Origin of the sequence: Pectobacterium brasiliense (assembly GCF_013449685.1) — a bacterium.
Classification (GTDB): Bacteria; Pseudomonadota; Gammaproteobacteria; order Enterobacterales; family Enterobacteriaceae; genus Pectobacterium; species Pectobacterium brasiliense_A.
Window position 1 is genome coordinate 204 of record NZ_JACDSF010000025.1, and the last position, 20976, is coordinate 21179.

A 20976-nucleotide genomic window follows, 5' to 3' on the forward strand; every position below is an offset into this window, starting at 1 on the left:
GGCTAAATCGCTTTCCCGATACTGTACGCAGTATTCGCGTGGCGCGTGCGCATGGCGCAGCGCAAAGGCGTAGTCGGTAATGCCCGCTTCTTCCAGCAGCGCCCCGATAATCGATTCCGGCTTCTGCGCCTGAAAGATGCGGGCGTTGGTGCGTAATCCCAGTCGCCACAGCGCCGGACGGACTTCCGCTTGATAGCGCGTGCGCCGAAAACCGGTGTCACCCTGCGTGAAGCCGCTGATAATTCCGCTGACCCGACGTTTCAGTTCGCCTTCATACCAGATCATCAGCTCGCACGGCTGGTCCAGCACCGCGCCGAAATCCACATCCGGCAACGCGCTCGCCAGACTCAGCGACAGGCTGAAAGGCCTATTCAGCCCTTCATCCAACCTGAAATCCACCACCGCGAAAGTGCCTGCATCTAGGGCACCGACCTTTACGGTGAACTGTAATCCTGTACTGTTTGCCATCGGCTTTCTCCTTATTTTTATTCTTGATCTACGGCGACGGCTACTACACGTGCCGATGCGTTCCACCGCTCCCCTGATGAAAGGCAAAATGCGTAAACGGTGGTCTGAGTCTGTTCACACTACGATCTACTTGGGTAACACGCTATTCTGGACAAAACACAAAACCTATGTCGGATAAGGGGTGAGAGTCAGCAGTGATGTGTTCATGCCGTAAAGGACAAACGAACAGAGGAATTGGGGCGAGAGGCAGAATAATGAAAACGTTCCCTGTGGCATCCTTGACGCGGGTCCTGTTGATAAACAATGGCGAGAGAAGGGTAGCAAGCGAAGTGAAAACCAATAGTACGAAGAAAGGATTAAAAACAGGTCAATCAATTGATTAATATTGAAATATTATAGTCATAAATAAATTAGATGGCGAACTAAATGGCGGCATAACCCTCTGAGGACAGGGGGCGATACGAGTAGATTGCTGACGGGTTATGCCTGCTACTTATTATAGGCGGAAGGTTTTTTATTATGGAAAAGTTTCTCGATCAGAAGGCCTGATCGAGAAGTGGAGGCTGGAGCAATTAACCCGCTTTTGCTATCTGCTGGTAATGGTTTGCCAGCCAGTCGCTGATGCGTTGTTTCTGTGCATCATCGAAGCGCATGCCCAGTTTGGTGCGGCGCCAGATGACGTCATCAAGCATAACGGCCCATTCTTTTTCGACCAGATAGCGCAGTTCTGCTTCATACAGGTCGTGACCGAAATCTTCACCCAGGTCGCTGAGGCCTTTCACGTTTGCCAGAATCAGTTCGCTGTTTGAACCATAGGTGCGGCTGTAACGGCGCGTCAGTGATTCTGGCAGATTGAAGCGGCGACGCAGCGCAGCGGCGTAGTCATCACGCGTGCCGGCGATATCACCACCCGGCAGTACTGCACCTTTCGTCCAGGCCTTACCTGCTTGCGGGTAGTATTTGTGCAGTTTGTCCAGCGCGTGCTCTGCCAGCTTACGGTATGTCGTCAGCTTGCCGCCAAACACGGAAAGCAGTGGTGCCTGACCGTTATCATCATCGACTGACAGCGTGTAGTCACGGGTAATCGCCTGCGGAGAATCGGACTCGTCATCACACAGCGGACGCACGCCAGAGTAAGTCCAGACGATATCGTCACGCGTAAGCTGCTGTTTGAAATGGTCGTTATACACGTCCAGCAGGTAGGCGACTTCGCTGTCATCGATCTTCACATCGTGCGGATTGCCTTTGTACTCCACGTCGGTCGTGCCGATGATTGAGTAGTCATCCTGCCACGGGATCACGAACACAATACGGTGATCTTTGTTTTGCAGAATATACGCCTGCGGTTGGTTATGCACTTTTGGCACCACGATGTGGCTGCCTTTGATCAAACGGATGCCGTAAGGTGATTTCAGCTGCAGGCCGTCATCAAAGAATTCTTTTACCCACGGGCCCGTCGCGTTCACCAGACCTTTGGCGCGCCAGGTGAAGGTTTCACCGGTCAGTGAGTCAACCGCATCGACAATCCATACGCCTTGTTCACGGCGAGCGCGGGTCACTTTGGTGCGGGTACGGACTTCTCCGCCGCGTTTTGTCACTTCCTGCGCGTTTAACACCACCAGACGCGCATCGTCCACCCAGCAGTCAGAATATTCAAAGCCCTGCTTTAATTCAGGCTTAAGCACAGAATCTGCGCCGAATTTCAGTCCTTTACTGGCAGGCAGGCTGACGCGTTTGCCGATGTTGTCGTACATGAACAGGCCGATACGAATCATCCAGGCCGGACGCAGGTGCGGCTGGTGAGGCAAACGAAAGCGCATAGGGAAAATAATGTGCGGGGCCATTTTCAGCAGCGTTTCGCGTTCAGACAGCGCTTCGCTCACCAAACGAAACTCATAGTGCTCAAGGTAACGCAGGCCACCGTGAATCAGCTTGGAACTGGCGGAGGACGTGGCACAGGCAAGATCCTGCGCTTCTAACAACAGGACTGATAACCCTCGCCCAGCCGCATCTGCGGCGATGCCTGCACCGTTAATTCCGCCGCCGATAACGATTAGATCTTTGGTTTCCACGTTTCTTCCTCCACCCTCGAATAAATCAAAATGTTCGTTTTCGAGCATTATGATAATCGAAAACAAACAAATCAGCCAACGGTTAACCAAATAAAAACATTTATGCGTGACGAACCTAACAATATGATGATAGTTATCACATTAAAAGAAGGGATATTAGGCTGAAATTGTGCCGTTTTGTCGTCACTCTCCACATGAGTGAAGCACTGTTTTTATAAATAACCTTATAATCATATGGGTTTTATGCCGTTGAAGGCGGGTTACAATTACGCCTCGGGTTGCCATGACGTCAGTGGTTACTAACATCCTGTCCATTATTAACAAGGTTGTCACTTTCGATGGAACAATTTGAAGCTATCAGTATTGAGCAAGCCCACTCCCGCTGGCAGGAAGGGGGCGTTGTTGTTGATATTCGCGATCCACAGAGCTTTGCCGTAGCCCATGTCCCCGGCGCGACGCACCTGACGAACGAGACGCTGTCTGACTTCGTGCGCGGCGCTGACCTCGAAGCACCGGTCATGGTGATTTGCTACCATGGCATTAGCAGCCGCAATGCCGCGCAGTACCTGATTAGCCTGGGCTTTGATTCGGTGTACAGCATCGATGGTGGCTTTGAGGCCTGGCAAAACCGCTACCCGCAAGACACGCAGGCGCAAGCCTGATCGCATGACGATTAAAGAACCTTTATTATCATGTTTCTAACTCAACCTACTCACTGGCGCTTCCCGCTATGATGATTCGCGTTATTGCTCTCTCCAACCCGCGTCTGGCTCAGGCATTTGTTGATTACATGCGTACACAGCAGGTCCATCTGGAAATGCGGCCTCAGGGGCATGAAGCTGAACTGTGGCTGGAGGATGAAAGCCAACTGAGCAAGGTTCAGGGTGAGCTGGAAATTTTTCTGCGCGACCCGACAAACCCGCGCTATCTGGCGGCCAGTTGGCAAACGGGATCGATGGATACCGGTATTCAATACCAACGCTACTCTTACCTGCAAACGCTGAAGCAAAAAGCAGGCCCGCTGACGCTCTCCCTGATGGTCGTGACGATCGCGGTGTTCATCCTGATGCAAATCTCGGGCTATGAGAGCGTGATGGTATGGCTGGCATTCCCGGCTGAGGGACAACAGATAGAGGTGTGGCGCTGGTTCAGTCATGTTTTGTTGCACTTTTCCCTGCTGCACATTTTGTTCAATCTCATGTGGTGGTGGTATCTGGGCGGCCCGGTTGAAAAAGTGCTGGGAACCGGAAAGTTGCTGGTCATCACGCTGGTTTCCGCGCTGGTGAGCGGCTGGGCGCAGTCCTGGTTTAGCGGCACCCATTTTGGTGGCCTGTCTGGCGTGGTTTATGCCCTGATGGGCTATGTCTGGCTGCGAGGGGAACGAGAGCCTGACGGTTATTTATCCATGCCGCGCAGTTTGATGGCCTTCGCTTTACTGTGGCTGGTCGCTGGATATTTCGATATTTTAGGTATGTCGATCGCAAATGCGGCGCATGTGGCTGGTCTGGTTGTCGGGCTATTGATGGCCTTTTGGGACACGTATAATAAAACAAACCCCCAGTAAATCGGGGCGTCTTAGGGGATAAATGTGAAGCAGACACAACGGCATGACGCCATTATTGAGCTGGTGCGCCAGCAGGGCTATGTCAGTACTGAAGAGCTAGTGGAGCATTTTGCGGTGAGCCCGCAGACCATTCGTCGCGATCTGAACGATCTGGCCGAGCAGAATAAAATCCATCGCCACCACGGCGGTGCAGCATTGCCGTCCAGCTCGGTTAACACGGCCTACCATGACCGTAAAATGATGTGGTCGGATGAAAAAGCGCGCATTGCCCGTCGGGTGGCGAGCCAAATTCCAGACGGCGCTACCTTGTTTATCGATATCGGTACCACGCCCGAAGCGGTGGCCTATGCGCTGATGCAGCATAAGGATCTGCGCGTGGTCACCAATAACCTGAATGTAGCCACGCTACTGACGGCAAAAGAGGATTTTCGCCTGATCTTGGCCGGTGGCGAAGTGCGTACCCGCGATGGCGGTATCATGGGTGAGGCGACGCTGGATTTTATCTCTCAGTTCCGTCTGGATTTCGGCATTTTGGGTATCAGTGGTATTGACATGGATGGGTCATTACTGGAGTTTGATTACCATGAAGTGCGCACAAAACGGGCGATTATTGAAAATTCTCGCTGCGTCATGCTGGTGACCGACCATTCCAAGTTTGGTCGTAATGCGATGGTGAATTTGGGTAACATGGATTTGATAGACTATCTTTTTACCGATCAGTCACCACCGCCCAGCGTACTGAAAATCATTGAACAGCATAAGGTACAGTTGGAGTTGTGTTGAACCCGATGTGCCTTTTCCATGATGGACAAAGGAGGAGGCACCATGTCAGATTCTTCAAGAAAGTCGGGTTCTGCAAAAGTATCCGGATCGTCAATGCGTTCAGCGGCTGCAAAAAAGCCAGAGGTTTTAACGCAGCCCGTTTCCTCCACCCATCCTGCTATCGCCTTTGATGCCTCAGAATTTACCGCCGCGCTGCGCCGCCAACAGCGGCTCGGTGGCGTCGCGTCCCTGAACGCGATGACGCCAGTGCAGTGCTGGCGCGCCGTCAGCCTTGCGCTGTCTGAACAACTGCTGATGCACTCCGCTTCGCCAACGTCTCCTGCTGCCAATGCGCCTCAGCGCCATGTGAACTACCTGTCGATGGAGTTTTTGCCCGGTCGTCTGACGGGCAACAACCTGCTGAATCTGGGCTGGTATGACGCGGTAGCCGCCGTGCTCGCCGAGCAGGGACTGAACCTGAGCGATATTCTGGAGCAGGAAACCGATCCGGGTTTAGGCAACGGCGGATTAGGTCGGCTGGCATCCTGCTTTCTGGATTCGATGGCAACGGTGGGGCAGCCTGCAACGGGTTACGGCCTCAACTACCAATACGGTCTGTTCCGGCAGCATTTTGCGCAGGAAAAGCAGCAGGAAACGGCCGATGACTGGCAGCGCGATACCTATCCGTGGTTTTTACCGCGCGCGGAGCTGGCGGTGGATGTCGGGTTTGGCGGGCGTTTGCAACCTCAAACTGACGGCACCTTGCGCTGGCTGCCGGATACCGTTTTCAGAGGTGAAGCCTGTGACCTGCCGGTGATTGGCTATCACAACGGTGCGGCGCAGCCGCTGCGTCTGTGGCGTGCGACGCATCGCGAGCCGTTTGATCTGACGCTATTCAATGAAGGGCACTATCTGCGCGCGGCACAGGCGGGGATTTCCGCCGCCAGCCTGACCAGCGTGCTGTATCCGAATGACAACCACGCGGTGGGCAAACGTCTGCGCCTGATGCAGCAATACTTCCACTGCGCCTGTTCGGTGGCCGACATTCTGCGCCGTCACCTTAATGCTGGGCGCGCGCTGTCCACGCTGCCGGATTACGAAGTCATCCAGCTTAATGATACTCACCCGACGTTGGCGATCCCCGAACTGATGCGGCTGCTGATGGATGAGCATCAGATACCGTGGGATGAAGCCTGGTCGATAACCGGACGCACTTTTGCCTATACCAACCACACGCTGATGCCGGAAGCGCTTGAGCGCTGGGATGAACGGCTGTTTGGCCGCCTGCTTCCGCGCCACTTGTCTATCATTCGGCAAATCGATACGCAGTTTAAGGCGCAGGTCGAACAGCAATGGCCTGGCGATCGGCAGATATGGGCGAAACTCGCGATTCGCCACCAGCGCCAGATTCGCATGGCAAACCTGTGCGTGGTCAGTTGCTTCGCGGTCAATGGCGTGGCGGCGCTGCATTCGGAACTGGTGGTGAAAGATCTGTTCCCAGAATATCACCAACTGTGGCCGACCAAATTCCATAACGTCACCAATGGCATTACGCCACGCCGCTGGCTAAAGCAGTGTAATCCGGCGCTGTCCGCGCTCATCGACGACACGCTGCATACGCCGTGGGTGAATGATCTGCCCGCGCTGCAAGGGCTGGAGCCCTATGCTGACGATGCTGGCTTTCGTGAACGTTATCGACAAATCAAAGCCGATAATAAAACGCAACTGGCGACCTACCTCCGCCAGCAGTACGACATCGTGATCGATCCGCACGCGCTGTTTGATGTGCAAATTAAGCGATTGCATGAGTACAAACGCCAGCATTTGAATCTGCTGCATATCCTCGCGCTATATCGTCAATTGCGTGACAATCCGCATCTGGATATAGTGCCGCACGTCTTTTTGTTCGGTGCCAAAGCGGCACCGGGCTATGTATTAGCGAAAAATATCATTTATGCCATTAATCGGGTTGCCGCGGTCATTAATCAGGATCGCCGCGTTAATGATCGCCTGAAGGTTGTCTTCCCGCCAGACTATCGCGTTTCGCTGGCCGAACGGATGATTCCTGCCGCAGACGTGTCTGAACAGATTTCAACGGCAGGTAAAGAAGCGTCCGGCACGGGTAATATGAAGCTGGCGCTGAACGGCGCGCTGACCGTCGGCACGCTGGACGGGGCGAATGTAGAAATGGCGCAGCAGGTCGGTGCAGACAATCTGTTCATTTTCGGTCACACCGTCGAACAGGTAAAAGCGCTACAGGCGCAGGGCTATGAGCCGTCTGACTACCTTGCTGTGACACCGCTGCTGCGTGAAGTGCTGAACGAGCTAGCGAGCGGTGCGTTCAGTCAGGGGGATAAAAATGCGTTTGCCCCGCTGTTGGATAGCCTGCTGAAACTGGGCGATCCCTATATGTTAATGGCCGATTTTGCACCGTACTGTGAGGTGCAGCAGCGTGTTGATGCGCTTTACCGTGAGCCGGATGAATGGACGCGCCACTGTGTGCTGAATACCGCCAGAATGGGGATGTTCAGTTCGGATCGGGCGATTCATGATTACCAGACGCGCATTTGGCAGGCGCATCGTTAGGAAAAGGAGAGGGTGTTCAAGGTGGATAAACTGGCAAGCCAGCAGACAGGCATCGCGGAAAGCTATACCGATGCGTATGGCAAAGAGCACATTGTTGCGGCCGCAATCAGAAACCAGATTCAGGCCATGATGGACGTTTCTGATAGCGATAATGCACCCTTGCCGCCTGTTCGGGTCTTTTTGCAAGGCCGGGATGCGGTCATCGAGCTTGCTGGTCACGGTGAATTCCTCTGGACGCTGATGTATGAAAACGGCGGTCAAATTCAAGGACAGATAACGGGTGGCTCAACGCTGGCGTTGCCGGGTGTGCTGCCGCTGGGTTACCACTACCTGACGCTGACGCAGGCTGACCAGCGCTGGAGCTGCCGGATTATTGTTGCCCCGCACCGCTGCTATGAACCCGAATCCTTACTACAGGGAAAACGCTGGTGGGGCGTGACCGTCCAACTGTATACCTTGCGCTCGCAGAACAACTGGGGCGTCGGGGATTTTGGCGATCTTCGCCAACTGGTGGAACAGATTGCCCGACGCGGTGGTGCCTTTGTCGGGCTGAATCCGCTGCATTCGCTGTATCCCGCACTGCCAGAAGCTGCAAGCCCTTACAGCCCTTCCTCGCGGCATTGGCTGAACATTATTTATATCGATGTGAATCGGATCGATGATTTTCAGCAGAGCGGGGAAGCGCAAGCATGGTGGCACCGTGAGGATACGCAAAGCGCAATCGTTTCGCTGCGGGCGGGGCGCTGGGTTGATTATGAACCGGTGACGGCCCTTAAGCTGACCGCCTTGCGGCTGGCTTTCCGCTACTTTACGACGCGCAGTGCGCTGGATCCGCGTATTAGCGCCTTTCGCCAGTTTGTCGTGAGCGGTGGGCAGAGTCTGCAACTTCAGGCGACGTTTGATGCCTTGCAGGCCTACCTGAAAAAACAGGGTGAGAATTACGCGGACTGGCACCAATGGCCTGCCAGCTATCATGACGTGCACAGTGAAAGCGTGAAGTCCTTCCGCCGTGAAAACAGCGATGAGATTACGTTTTACAGCTGGCTGCAATGGGTGGCGCACGAGCAACTTGCGGAGTGCTACGCGCACAGTAAACAGCTTGGTCTGCCGCTCGGTCTGTATCGTGATTTAGCCGTTGGCGTTGCACAGGGCGGCGCGGAAACCTGGGACGAACGGCAGCTCTATTGCCTTGATGCCTCTATCGGCGCACCGCCGGATCCGCTTGGGCCGCAGGGACAAGACTGGCAGCTTGCCCCAGTGAACCCTACCATGCTGCAGCTTCGTGGCTATCAGCCGTTTATCGATGTCCTGCGCAGCAACATGGCGCACTGTGGCGCGTTGCGTATCGATCACGTGATGGCGCTCTTGCGCCTGTGGTGGATACCCAAGGCGGAATCGGCGGGTAACGGGGCTTACGTGCATTATCCGGTCGACGATCTGCTGGCGGTGCTGGCGCTGGAAAGCCAGCGCCATCGCTGCCTGATTATCGGTGAGGATTTAGGTACGGTGCCGCCGGAAATTGTCAGCAAGCTGCACGACTACGGTGTCTATTCTTACAAGGTGCTGTTCTTTGAAAAGGATGAAGAAAACCACTTCCGCGCACCGGAAGATTACCCGCGTCAGGCCATGACAACGATCACCACGCACGATCTGCCAACGCTGCGCGGCTACTGGCAGACCGTGGATTTATCGCTGGGGCGGGAATTGGGGCTGTACCCGACGGAAGCACTACTGCAAGAACAAATGCAGCAGCGTGAGAAAGCGAAGCAGGGGCTGCTCAATGCGTTGCACGAATTCGGGCTATTGCCACAGCGGGTTGGTCGCAATTCGGCGCTGACGACGATGGGCGCACCGCTAAGCCGTGGCGTTCATCGCTATGTTGCCGATAGTGCAAGCGCACTGGTCGGGTTCCAACTGGAAGACTGGCTGGATATGGCGACACCCGTCAATGTGCCGGGCACCAATCGTGAATATCCCAACTGGCGGCGCAAGCTCACGCGTCCGCTGGAGTCGATCTTCGCTGACCGCTGCCTTGAACGACTGGTTCGGGATATGGATTTGCGTCGTGGCGCGCCGATGAAAGCGCAGAAAGCCGAATAACCTAATGAATACTCTTCCTCCCTTGAGTCGGGGAGGAAAAGCACACATCAATCAGCAGGGGAGAGGATTAATAGTAAGAGTGCTCGCCGCGCTGGTGTTCAGTGAGATCTCTCACGCCTTTCAGCTCAGGGAAGGTTTGCAGCAGCTCTTTCTCAATCCCTTCTTTCAGCGTGACGTCAACCATCGAACAACCGTTACAACCGCCGCCAAATTGCAGAATCGCCAGACCGTCATCGGTAATTTCCATCAGCGTCACACGGCCGCCGTGGCCAGCCAGCTGTGGGTTGATCTGCGATTGCAGCACATATTCCACGCGTTCCATCAGCGGGGCATTGTCGTCCACTTTACGCATTTTGGCGTTTGGTGCTTTCAGCGTCAGTTGAGAACCTAACTGGTCGGTGACGAAGTCGATTTCAGCGTCTTCCAGATAAGGGGCGCTGAGTTCGTCCACGTAAGCGGAAATCTTTTCAAACTTCAGTACGGTATCGCTGGCTTCTACGGCATCCGGCGGGCAATACGACACGCCACACTCGGCGTTTGGCGTACCTGGATTGATAACAAAGACGCGAATCTGTGTGCCTTCTTCCTGTTTTGCCAACAGTTTCAGGAAATGCTCCTGAGCAGCATCGGTAATACGAATCATAAGAGTAAGCTCGATAGTTGACTGCACTTGTCGGTTATAATACGCCCATCCTCCCCCCGACTACAAGGTTCGGCACAAACACCAGACCTGAACGCCCGCTGCACCTTGAGCCAGTAGCAGCCTGCTGATTTCGGCGGCGGTACTGCCCGTCGTGACCACATCATCCAGTAAAACCACCTGCTGCCCAGACAGCGAGACATCACAGGAAAATGCACCCCGCAGATTTCGCCGCCGCGCGTTGGCGCTGAGCGTTTGCTGTAGCGGCGTGCGTCGGGTGCGCTGCAATTCGCGTGGCTCGTAAGCACAGTTCAGCCAGCGGGCGAGAGGCCGGGCGAGCAGCTCGGTCTGGTTGAAGCCGCGTCGCCACTGGCGGTTCCGGTGCAGGGGAACGGTGAACAGGCGATCGGGGCGGAACAGGGGAGCCCGCCCAGAGAGCTTTCGCTCGCGGTAGGTCATCTGCCAGCGTAGCAACAGCTGTCGGGCGAGCACCGTTGCCAGCTCGGTTTTACCGTGAAACTTAAAATGCTTCAGCAGCGTGTTGAATGGCGGTACGTAGTCGCTGATAAATGTGATTGATTGCCAGGGCGGTGGGTTTTGCAGGCAGCGCCCGCACTGATGTGTTGTGTCGCCGGAGGGCAAGCCACAGCGCGGGCAGCAGAGGGGCAAACGCGGCAAATGGCGCTGGCAGTACGAGCAAATACCCTGCTGGCTGTGATGAAGCGGTAATAAGCATAGCCAGCAGCGTGCGGAGATGGTTAACATTGTTTTCCTTAACGATCGTTTTCCCTGAAATATATTGACCCCATGCAAACGTGACGGGGTTTCCCGAGGAAGGAAGATAACGGATGGCAGCGTTGTATTGGCAGACCGAAGGCGCAGGAAACACGGATCTTGTGTTGCTGCACGGATGGGGATTGAACGCGCAGGTATGGCAAAGCATGATTGCGCGACTCGCCCCGCATTTTCGTCTGCATGTAGTCGATCTGCCGGGCTATGGCAGAAGTCAGGGATTTGGGCCGATGTCGCTGAGCGATATGGCGGATTGCGTACTGGCGCAGGCACCGGAACACGCCGTCTGGTTAGGGTGGTCGCTGGGTGGATTGGTTGCCAGCCAGATTGCGTTGAGCGCCCCTGCGCGGGTGGACAAGCTGATTACCGTAGCGTCATCCCCCTGTTTCAGCGCACAGGACGGCTGGCCGGGCATCAAGCCAGACGTCTTGCTGGGGTTCCAGCAGCAGCTTAGCGAAGATTTCCAGCGTACTGTCGAGCGGTTTCTGGCGCTGCAAACGCTGGGAACGGAGAGCGCACGGCAGGATGCCCGACTGTTAAAAAGCGTGGTGCTGGAACAGCCGATGCCGTCAGTCGAAGTATTAAACGGCGGGTTGGCGATTTTGCGCGAAGCGGATTTACGCCAGCCATTAGCCGATTTGGCTGTGCCATTCCTGCGGCTCTATGGTGCGTTAGACGGGCTGGTGCCGCGCAAGGTTGCCGGATTGCTGGATGACCAGTGGCCGAATTCAACCTCGGTGGTGATTCCAAAGGCCGCGCATGCGCCGTTTATCTCGCACCCTGATGCCTTTGCCGAGCAGGTGATTGCGTTCGCACAGGCATAGCCGACGATAATTTACATTTTCTCCTCAATTTCTCCACGATTTAGCCGACGTCGACAGTTAAGGTAATTCGGCACCCTGTGCGCAGGGTTTTCTCTGGGTTGAATTCTGTTTGAATATAAATAGGCTGCTTGTGAAGCAGCCACGTTAAAATATGGCTGAGGAGTGTTGGAGAGATGGCGAACTTTTTTGTCGACCGTCCCATTTTTGCGTGGGTGCTGGCTATCCTTCTCAGCCTGTGTGGTATGTTGGCGATCAAGTCATTGCCGCTGGAACAGTATCCCGATCTGGCCCCGCCCAGCGTGCGAATCACTGCGAGCTACCCCGGTGCGTCGGCGCAGACGCTGGAAAATACCGTCACACAGGTTATTGAGCAAAGCATGACGGGGCTGGATAACCTGATGTACATGTCCTCGGACAGCAGCAACACTGGGCAAGCCAGAGTCATGTTGACCTTCGAGGCAGGCACCGATCCCGATGAAGCCCGTCAGCAGGTGCAAAACCAGCTTCAATCCGCTATCCGCAAACTGCCGCAGGAAGTCCAGCAGCAGGGCGTCACCGTGAGTAAAACCGGCGATACCAATATTCTGATGGTCGCGTTTGTCTCTACCGATGGCAGTATGGACAAACAGGATATCGCCGATTATGTCGCGACGAATATTCAGGAACCGATTAGCCGTATCAGCGGGGTGGGTGAGGTTTCTGCGTATGGATCGCAGTATGCAATGCGTATCTGGCTGGATCCGGCCAAACTGATGGATTATGCGCTGACCACCAGCGACGTAGTGCGGGCGATTGAATCGCAGAACAGTCAGGTTTCGGTAGGGCAGGTCGGCGGCGTGCCGTCTGTGGATAATCAGGTGCTTAATGCGACAATCAATGCGCAGTCGCTGTTAGAGACGCCGCAGCAGTTTCGCGATATCACGCTGCGCGTCAAGCAGGATGGCTCCGCCGTGACGTTAGCGAACGTTGCAGAAGTCGAACTGGGCGCGGAACGCTACGATTTTCTCAGTCGTTTCAACGGCCAGTCTGCTTCTGGTCTGGGAGTGACGCTGGCGTCCGGTGCGAATGAGCTGGAAACCGATAAGCGGGTCAGAGAACGTATCGAGGAGCTGTCGCAATATTTCCCGCACGGTCTGGAAGCCAAAATCGCCTTCGAAACCTCCCCTTTTGTTAAAGCCTCTATCACCGATGTGGTGAAAACTCTGTTCGAAGCGGTGCTGCTGGTCTTTCTGGTGATGTACCTGTTCCTGCAGAATTTCCGCGCCACGTTGATTCCCACGATTGCGGTGCCGGTGGTGTTGCTCGGCACGTTTGCCGTGCTGTATGCCTTTGGTTTTAGCCTGAATACCCTGACGATGTTCGCGATGGTGCTGGCGATTGGTCTGCTGGTCGACGATGCTATTGTGGTGGTGGAAAACGTAGAGCGTGTGATGAGCGAGGAAGGGCTCTCACCACGCGAGGCGACGCGAAAATCGATGGGGCAGGTGCAAGGGGCGCTGGTCGGGATCGCGCTGGTGCTGTCCGCCGTATTTGTGCCGATGGCCTTCTTTGGCGGCACAACGGGAGCGATTTACCGCCAGTTCTCCATCACGATTGTGACCTCAATGATTCTGTCGGTGCTGGTGGCGATGATTCTGACGCCTGCGCTGTGTGCGACGCTGCTCAAGCCACTCGCTAAAGGTCAACATCATGGCCGCAAAGGGTTCTTCGGCTGGTTTAACCGCAGCTTTACCCGCACGTCGCTGAAGTATGAACGCGGCGTCGGCAAGATATTGATCAGCAGCGGGCGCTGGCTACTGCTGTATATGGGCATTATCGGGATTATGGCCTTCCTGTTTTTCCGGCTGCCGACCTCGTTTCTGCCGCAGGAAGATCGCGGTGTGTTCACGACACAAGTGCAGCTCCCGCCGGGTTCGACGCAGCAGCAGACCCTACAGGTGGTCAACAAGATTGAGCAGTACTATCTCACGCAGGAAAAAGACACCGTGACGTCCGTGTTTTCCACCATCGGCTCTGGGCCGGGTGGAAACGGGCAGAACGTAGCGCGGCTGTTTGTACGTCTTAAAGACTGGGATGAACGCACCACGCCGGAGAGCAGCTCGTTTGCGATTATCGAACGCGCAACCAAAGCCTTTCGTCATATTCAAGAAGCGCGTGTGTTCGCCAGTAGCCCGCCATCAATTAACGGGCTGGGGAGTGCTGCGGGTTTCTCCATGCAGCTACAGGATCGCGCGGGACTGGGACACGATGCGCTGATGGTTGCACGGGATCAACTGTTAAACATGGCTGGCAGCAATCCCGAACTGACGCGCGTGCGCCACAACGGTCTGGATGATAGCGCACAGTTGCGGATTCATATCGATCAGCGCAAAGCACAGGCGCTGGGTGTATCGGTAGATGACATTAACAGCACGTTGAAAACGGGCTGGGGCTCGACCTATGTCAATGACTTCCTCGACCGCGGTAGGGTGAAGAAAGTCTACGTTCAGGCGGCGGCGACGTTCCGCATGTTGCCGGACGATGTCAGCAAATGGTATGTGCGCAACAACAGCGGCGGCATGGTGCCGTTTAGTGCATTTGCGCAAACCGTCTGGGAAACCGGCTCGCCGCGTCTTGAGCGTTACAACGGCTATTCGTCGCTGGAGATTGTCGGCGAGGCGACGCCGGGCGTCAGTACCGGCACGGCGATGAATGTCATGGAATCGCTGGTGGCGCAATTGCCGGAAGGCTTTGGGTTGCAGTGGACGGGCATGTCGTTGCAGGAGCGATTGAGCGGGGCGCAGGCACCGGCGCTGTATGCCATTTCGCTGCTGGTGGTGTTCCTGTGTCTGGCTGCGCTCTATGAAAGCTGGACTGTGCCGTTCTCCGTCATGCTGGTGGTGCCGATGGGCGTGCTGGGGGCGCTGGTGGCTACCTGGGCGCGCGGTCTGGAAAACGATGTCTATTTTCAGGTTGGGCTACTGACGGTGGTCGGGCTATCGTCGAAGAATGCCATTCTGATAGTGGAATTCGCCAACGAAATGAACCAGAAAGGGAAGGACTTGGTTGAGGCCACGCTGGAGGCTTCCCGTCAGCGACTGCGGCCGATCTTGATGACGTCGCTGGCGTTTATCTTCGGTGTTCTGCCGATGGCGACCAGCAGCGGAGCGGGCTCAGCCAGTCAGCATGCGGTGGGAACGGGCGTGATCGGCGGGATGCTGGCTGCCACCTTCCTTGCCATCTTCTTCGTGCCGCTGTTCTTTGTTGTCGTGCGTCGCCGCTTTCCGTTAAAGGAGAAGGAATGACGACACTGTGATTTCGATAGGGAGTAGAAAGTAATGCGTTTGCATTGCCAATGCATTTGCATTACTCTGCTGGTAGATCGCGAAATAATCGACATTCAAACACGGAGAATCAATGCGCAATATCGCCTTTTTCTCCAACATGCTCTGTTTGGAACTGGACACTGACGCGCGATACTGAGGATTAAAAAATGTTTGATTTAAAATCAGCGGATGTGTTGTTGCGCGCCGATAGTCGCTTAACGGCGCGTAGTCAGACAACGATTCCATCGTCTGTGCGTGATGCAATGAACCTGCAACCTGGGGAGTACATTCATTATAGCGTGCTACCGGGAGGGCAAGTGCTGATCAGTCGGCGTGAAGAGGTGATAGATGATGACCCCGTTATTCATCACTTTTTGCATTTTTTGGCTGAAGATATGCAACGTCATCCAGAAAATATTAAGCCGTTTGATCAATCGCTTATGTCACGTGCCAGTGTGTTAACCGCAGGGATGGATATTGATCTGGATGCACCGCTTACTGACGACGAGTGAGCAAAATGGTTGATAAGCGAGTAATAAATGGGTGGCAGCTATTTACGCATCCTTGTTTTGATGCGCAGTTTGAGTCTCTTATTGTTGAAGTTGAGCAGTTGCGTAAGAAACATCCAGAATCTTATCAGAAAAAGCAGGCAACTAAGCTATTGGCTGCAATAGTCAAAGTCATCCGTACTGAGATTTGTGGCGATCCGTCCCAAACGAAATTTAGACAAGGCGATACGCTAGGCGGAGGTAACAAACATTGGTTCAGGGCAAAATTTCTGGGTCAGTATCGGTTATTTTTTCGCTATAGCGAGAGACATAAAACTATCATCCTTGCCTGGGTCAATGATTCAGACACTAAACGAGCATATGGCGATCAGCATGATGCTTATAAAGTTTTTAGCGGCATGCTAGCAAGCGGGAATCCGCCGGGAGATTGGTAGCAACTGCTCGCTGAATCCCATAGTGAGGCCATGCTTACGCAAATGCTCGTGCGGCCGTAATTTTTAAGGAAATTCATCAAACTGTAAAAAAAGGTAACTACGTTATGTCCTGCTAAACTACGCAACCAAGGACATAACAATGAAAGCTCGCTGGTTACTGCCTTTACTGATTTCTGCTGCGCTGCCAGGAATGGTGCAGGCTCAGGCCATTTATCCCATTGACCGCGCCACCATGTTGGCGGGCGGGAAATTCGATTTTAAAGTCGAGTTTGATGAAGTACTTAAGCCGGAAGATATTCGCATTCTGATCAACGGCAAGGATTACCAGCAGGTGCTGGGCAAAACGGCATCGTTTGTTGAGCGTGAAGACGGTGGCAATGCGTCCACGATCTGGCTGCGAGACGTGAACTTGCCGGAAGCGGGCAAGTATGTGGTAGAGGCGGAAGCCAAAGGCAAAAAGACGCAGGTGAACTGGGACGTTTATTCCGCGTCCGGTACGCGTAAAGCCAAAAACGTGATTCTGTTCATCGGCGATGGCCTGTCCGTTGCGCACCGTACTGGCGCGCGCATCCTGTCCAAAGGGGTGACGGAAGGGAAAGCGGATGGTCGTCTGGCGATTGATGATCTGCAATATATGGCGTTTGCCGGCACGTCCAGTACCGACTCTATCGCGGCCGATAGCGCCAACACCATGAGCGCCTACATGACCGGTCACAAATCCGGTGTGAACGCGCTGGGTGTGTACGTCAGCCGTAGCAAAAATTCACTGGATCACCCGAAGCAGGAAACGCTGGGTGAGCTGTTAACCCGTTCGACCAAAATGTCTGTCGGCGTCGTCAGCGATGCTGAACTTCAGGACGCTACGCCAGCGGCGGTCGTCTCTCACACGCGTCGTCGTGCGGATAAAGCCGAAATCGTTGAGATGTTCTACAACGTGCAGCCTACGGTCATGCTGGGCGGCGGTTCTGCCTACTTCCTGCCGAAAAGCACGCCGGGTTCTAAGCGTAAAGACGAAACCAACTACGTTGAGAAATTCCAGCAAGCGGGCTATTCACTGGTTACCGATGCGGATTCACTGAAGAAAAATGCCGCGCAGGCGACCAAACTGCTGGGGCTGTTCCACACTGGCAACATGGATGGCGTGATGGATCGTCGCTTCCTGAAAAATGACGTTGCCAAGAAATTCCCGAACCAGCCTGACCTGACCAACATGACGCAGGCGGCGCTGGATGTGTTGTCCAAAAACCAGGATGGCTTCTTCCTGATGGTGGAATCCGCGCTGATCGACAAAGCGTCCCACCCACTGGATTGGGAACGTGCTTTCACGAACACCATCATGCTGGATCAGTCCGTTGCTATCGCCAAGAAATTTGCCGAGAAAAACCCAGACACGATGATTATCGTGACGGGTGACCATACGCATGGCCTGTCTATCATCGGTACTGTGGACGACAGCAAGCCAGGCACCGAGATGCGTGAGAAGGTTGGCGTGTATGAAGATGCGGGCTATCCGAACTATAAGGATGCCAACAAAGACGGCTACCCGGATGACCTGAACGTTTCTAAACGTCTGGCAGTGTTCTTCAACAACTTCCCTGACTATTACGAGACGTTCCGTCCGAAGCTGGATAACCAGTTCGTTCCTGCTATCAAGAACGAAAAAGATGAATATGTCGCCAACAAAGCCTATGAGAAAGTGCCGGGCGCGGTATTCCGTGAAGGGATCCTGCCACGCTCTTCCGATACGGGTGTTCATGCCGTTGACGATATGGTGATTCAGGCGAGCGGCCCAGGTGCAGAGCGTATCCGTGGTTACATGGAAAACACCGATCTGTTCCGGGTGATTGTTGATGCACTGGCGGTAAAACCGCAGGACAAAAAGTAATCCTACGACGCTATGAATAATGCGAAATGCAGCAAAGCGGGGGCGACCCCGCTTTTATTCTCTTGGCTGCGTGCGGTGCTGGTGCTCCTCCTTCTCGGAGGTCTCGCCCCGGTGAAAGCCGCGCAGTCTGAACTTTCCTTCGACAAGCTGTACGCCTCTTACGGCGTGCTGGGTCTGGAATTCTCCAATGACGTCAAAGCGCTCTCCGGTAAACGGGTAAAAATGCGCGGCTTCATGGCGCCGCCGCTCAAGGCGGAGTCACAATTCTTTGTCTTAACCAAAATGCCGATGGCGCTGTGCCCCTTCTGTTCGTCTGATGCGGACTGGCCTGAAGATATCCTCGTCGTTTACCTCGCCAAACGTCAGACCTTCGTACAGAACAACACCATGATTGAGGTGGAAGGCGTGCTGGAGCACGGATCGTGGACCGACCCTGAAACGGGTTTTGTCAGCCTGCTGCGACTGCGTGAAGCCACGTTCGATACCCTTTAGGAGCACTGATGGCGGAGTTATTGATTCAACACCTGAGTGTGACCTTCCCCGATACGTCCGAGGCCGTGCTGGCTATTCCCGCGCTGTCTATTCGTTCTGGCGAGCGGGTTGCGGTGATGGGGCCTTCCGGCTCTGGTAAAACCACGCTGGTGAATGCTATTACCGGGATGGATCACAGCGGAACGGGCTGTGTGCAGTGGGAAAAACAGGATATCTGGCAGATGAACGAAGCGGAACGCGACCGCTGGCGGGCGCAGCATATTGGGCTGGTGATGCAGGATTTCCACCTGTTCCCCGGCCTGAGTGCGATAGAGAACGTCCTACTGCCTGCGCAGTTTCACCACTGGCGGATACCCGCGTCGCTCAGGCTGCGGGCAGCGGATTTGCTGGCACAGGTGGGGCTGAATACCGCGAAACGTCCGATTGAAGTGCTATCACGCGGCGAGAAGCAGCGGGTTGCCGTCGCGAGAGCGTTGCTCAGCAAGCCAGACATTATCGTTGCCGATGAACCAACAGCCAGCCTGGATGCGCACAGCGGCGAGCAGATTGCCGATCTGCTGGTGACGCTGGCGCGTGAGAGTCGCGCCACGCTTATCGCGATCACGCACGATGCACGTTTGGCTTCGCAAATGTCGCGCTGTATTCAACTGGAAAAAGGACGCCTCGTGGCGGACACGCCGTATCAGGAGGATCGTACATGATTCCATGGCGTCTTATTTGGGTCGACTGGCGTCGGCTCTGGCCGGGTGTGCTGGTCGTGGTATTACTGATCGCGATGGCGACAGCGTTAAGTATTTCGGTGAGTTTGCAGGAAAGAGCGCTGCGCATGGGCAGTGCCAAAGCCGCAGATCGTTTCGATCTGGTAATTGGCGCGCCGGGGAGCGAAACGCAACTGGTGCTGTCGTCCGTGTTCCTGCAACCGTCGGCGCTGACGCTGGTTCCTGCTCAGGTGCTGACAGATTTGGAGAAGAATCCGCTGGTCGCCTGGGCGGCACCGGTCGCGTTTGGTGATTTCTATCAGGGGATGCCGATTGTTGGCACCACGCCGCCGCTGGTCACGGATAACGGTAAGCGGCACCTTACCGCCGGACGCGTGTTCAACGACGACTTTGAGGCCGTGGTAGGGGCGCAAACGGGGCTGATGGTGGGGAGTACCTTTAGCCCGATTCATGGTCAGGTGGGGACGGAAGGGGCGCACGCGCACGATAACGTCACCTACACCGTTGTCGGTGTTTTACCTGCTGACGGCAGCGCGTGGGATAAAGCGATTCTGGTGCCGGTGAACGCGGTGTGGCGAGTACACGGCATCCATCCACCGCATGCTGCGGACGATGATCACGACCACAATGAGCATGAGGGGGAACATGATCATGAAAGTGAACATGACGGTCATTCGCATGATGAAACCACGCAGGCGGAAGGCGAACAGCATGCCGATGAGCATCACAACGAAGCCCATCCTGCGGAAGCTGCTGCAAGTGGTGATCATCATGCGGATGCCGCTCAACCGGTAACGGCTTCACATGATGAGGAGCACGGCGAGGAAGAAGCGCACGGGCACGCACATCAGGCGGGGTTGCCCGCTATTGTCGTTAAACCGAAAACGATCGCGGGTGCTTATCAACTGCGTTCGCTGTATCGCAGCAACACGACGCTGGCGGTGTTCCCCGGCGAAGTGCTGGTGAAGCTCTACTCGATGCTGGGCGACATTCGTGAGCTGCTGACCTATATCTCGCTGGGAACGCAGGGATTAGTCGGCGTCGCGGTGGCGATGGTGGCGGTTATCCACCTGCGGCAGCGACAGAAACAGATTGGCGCACTGCGTGCCTTTGGCGCGCCGCGCTACGGCATTTTTACGCTGATTTGGAGCGGATTGATGTCGCTGGTGAGCGTCGGCGTGCTGCTGGGTGTCGGTCTGGGCTACCTTGCCGCCCGCGCAATTGCAGTGGTCATGAGCGAGAAAAGCGGCTTTGTCCTGCCGGTGACGCTGGAATGGGAAGACATCCACTTCGTCCTGCTCCTGTTGCTGGTTGCTGCTGTGGTGCTCACCATTCCCGCGATGTTGTCCTACCGTCAATCTCCTGCTACGGCGCTGCGTGGAGAGTAAGCCGCGACGATAGCCGTATTAGCATCAGGCGCGTAGTTTCCGCGCCTGAGCAGAGTCAGATGCGGCCAGTGTTTTTATTGAAGGCCATTTCTTCTGTAACTCTGGGTTCAACTCTGCCGGTATTTGCAAAGTAATATCACCAAACTGTTGAATTTCAGCCTACCCATTTTGTCCACTGGCGATTGCAGCGAGAACAAGAAATAGCACATCAACAAGATGATGTTGTTGATGAATAGGAGAACGGGTTTCCTCTACCAGAGAGAGGGGGTAAAAAGGGTCATATCAAGACCTCAAAAAGCTATTCTACTTTGAGATCAGTCTATTAAAGAATAGTTCAATTTTTTAATAAAGTGTGATTCGGCCCTGACAACTTCTTGAAGATGGCATTGATCCATCCGAATTGCTTGGTTCTGAGCCTGTAATTAAAATTGTGTAA

General features: G+C 54.9%; 17 protein-coding genes. 13 read left to right on the forward strand and 4 right to left on the reverse strand.

The annotated features are described in order from the left end of the window. Window positions 1-468, reverse strand: a 468-nt coding sequence (locus tag H0248_RS10905) for a contractile injection system protein, VgrG/Pvc8 family (RefSeq protein ID WP_257981553.1), incomplete at its 3' end; no start/stop codon positions are given. Between the two features lie 572 nt (window positions 469-1040). Continuing rightward, window positions 1041-2540, reverse strand: coding sequence for a glycerol-3-phosphate dehydrogenase (gene glpD, locus H0248_RS10910; RefSeq protein ID WP_039504600.1), 1500 nt, complete (start codon window positions 2538-2540; stop codon window positions 1041-1043). 338 nt (window positions 2541-2878) lie between these two features. Here glpD and glpE point away from each other — a divergent pair, with 338 nt between their 5' ends. The 5 genes from glpE to malQ all read left to right on the forward strand — a co-directional run bounded on the left by glpE (window position 2879) and on the right by malQ (window position 9552). After that, the gene (gene glpE, locus H0248_RS10915) at window positions 2879-3202 is read left to right on the forward strand and encodes a thiosulfate sulfurtransferase GlpE (protein WP_014916896.1); all 324 of its coding nucleotides are present in this window, start codon (window positions 2879-2881) and stop codon (window positions 3200-3202) included. A gap of 68 nt (window positions 3203-3270) precedes the next feature. After that, a complete protein-coding gene (gene glpG / locus H0248_RS10920; RefSeq protein ID WP_180785951.1) occupies window positions 3271-4104 on the forward strand; it encodes a rhomboid family intramembrane serine protease GlpG in 834 nt (277 codons plus the stop codon). A gap of 24 nt (window positions 4105-4128) precedes the next feature. Beyond that, on the forward strand, window positions 4129-4887 hold the full coding sequence (locus H0248_RS10925) for a DeoR/GlpR family transcriptional regulator (RefSeq protein WP_010277854.1): 759 nt from the start codon (window positions 4129-4131) through the stop codon (window positions 4885-4887). Between the two features lie 42 nt (window positions 4888-4929). Then, window positions 4930-7452: a maltodextrin phosphorylase gene (malP, locus tag H0248_RS10930; protein WP_180785952.1), complete on the forward strand. Its 2523-nt coding sequence runs from the start codon at window positions 4930-4932 to the stop codon at window positions 7450-7452. Window positions 7453-7464: 12 nt separating this feature from the next. Beyond that, entirely contained in the window at window positions 7465-9552 is a 2088-nt protein-coding gene (gene malQ / locus H0248_RS10935) for a 4-alpha-glucanotransferase (RefSeq protein WP_180785953.1), read from the forward strand. Window positions 9553-9619: 67 nt separating this feature from the next. On the opposite strand, the gene nfuA is transcribed toward malQ, so the two are convergent. After that, a complete protein-coding gene (gene nfuA, locus H0248_RS10940) occupies window positions 9620-10195 on the reverse strand; it encodes a Fe-S biogenesis protein NfuA (RefSeq protein ID WP_010277845.1) in 576 nt (191 codons plus the stop codon). Window positions 10196-10255: 60 nt separating this feature from the next. After that, a complete protein-coding gene (gene gntX / locus H0248_RS10945; protein WP_180785954.1) occupies window positions 10256-10957 on the reverse strand; it encodes a DNA utilization protein GntX in 702 nt (233 codons plus the stop codon). An 83-nt stretch (window positions 10958-11040) separates the two neighbouring features. On the opposite strand from gntX, the gene bioH reads away from it, so the two are divergent. The 8 genes from bioH to H0248_RS10985 all read left to right on the forward strand — a co-directional run bounded on the left by bioH (window position 11041) and on the right by H0248_RS10985 (window position 20540). Next, window positions 11041-11808, forward strand: coding sequence for a pimeloyl-ACP methyl ester esterase BioH (bioH, locus tag H0248_RS10950; protein ID WP_180785955.1), 768 nt, complete (start codon window positions 11041-11043; stop codon window positions 11806-11808). Window positions 11809-11981: 173 nt separating this feature from the next. Next, a complete protein-coding gene (gene acrD / locus H0248_RS10955; RefSeq protein ID WP_180785956.1) occupies window positions 11982-15092 on the forward strand; it encodes a multidrug efflux RND transporter permease AcrD in 3111 nt (1036 codons plus the stop codon). A 188-nt stretch (window positions 15093-15280) separates the two neighbouring features. After that, window positions 15281-15625, forward strand: a complete 345-nt coding sequence (locus tag H0248_RS10960; RefSeq protein WP_180785957.1) for a type II toxin-antitoxin system PrlF family antitoxin — start codon at window positions 15281-15283, stop codon at window positions 15623-15625. 5 nt (window positions 15626-15630) lie between these two features. After that, a complete protein-coding gene (locus H0248_RS10965; RefSeq protein WP_180785958.1) occupies window positions 15631-16056 on the forward strand; it encodes a type II toxin-antitoxin system YhaV family toxin in 426 nt (141 codons plus the stop codon). 139 nt (window positions 16057-16195) lie between these two features. Beyond that, a complete protein-coding gene (locus tag H0248_RS10970) occupies window positions 16196-17941 on the forward strand; it encodes an alkaline phosphatase (protein ID WP_180785959.1) in 1746 nt (581 codons plus the stop codon). Window positions 17942-17953: 12 nt separating this feature from the next. Next, window positions 17954-18433 carry a hypothetical protein gene (locus H0248_RS10975; protein ID WP_180785960.1) on the forward strand — a complete coding sequence of 160 codons (480 nt, stop codon included), beginning with the start codon at window positions 17954-17956 and terminating at the stop codon, window positions 18431-18433. An 8-nt stretch (window positions 18434-18441) separates the two neighbouring features. Then, window positions 18442-19134, forward strand: a complete 693-nt coding sequence (locus H0248_RS10980) for an ABC transporter ATP-binding protein (protein WP_180785961.1) — start codon at window positions 18442-18444, stop codon at window positions 19132-19134. After that, window positions 19131-20540: an FtsX-like permease family protein gene (locus tag H0248_RS10985; RefSeq protein WP_180785962.1), complete on the forward strand. Its 1410-nt coding sequence runs from the start codon at window positions 19131-19133 to the stop codon at window positions 20538-20540. Before H0248_RS10980 ends, H0248_RS10985 begins: the two co-directional genes overlap by 4 nt. Window positions 20541-20976 lie beyond the last annotated feature (436 nt).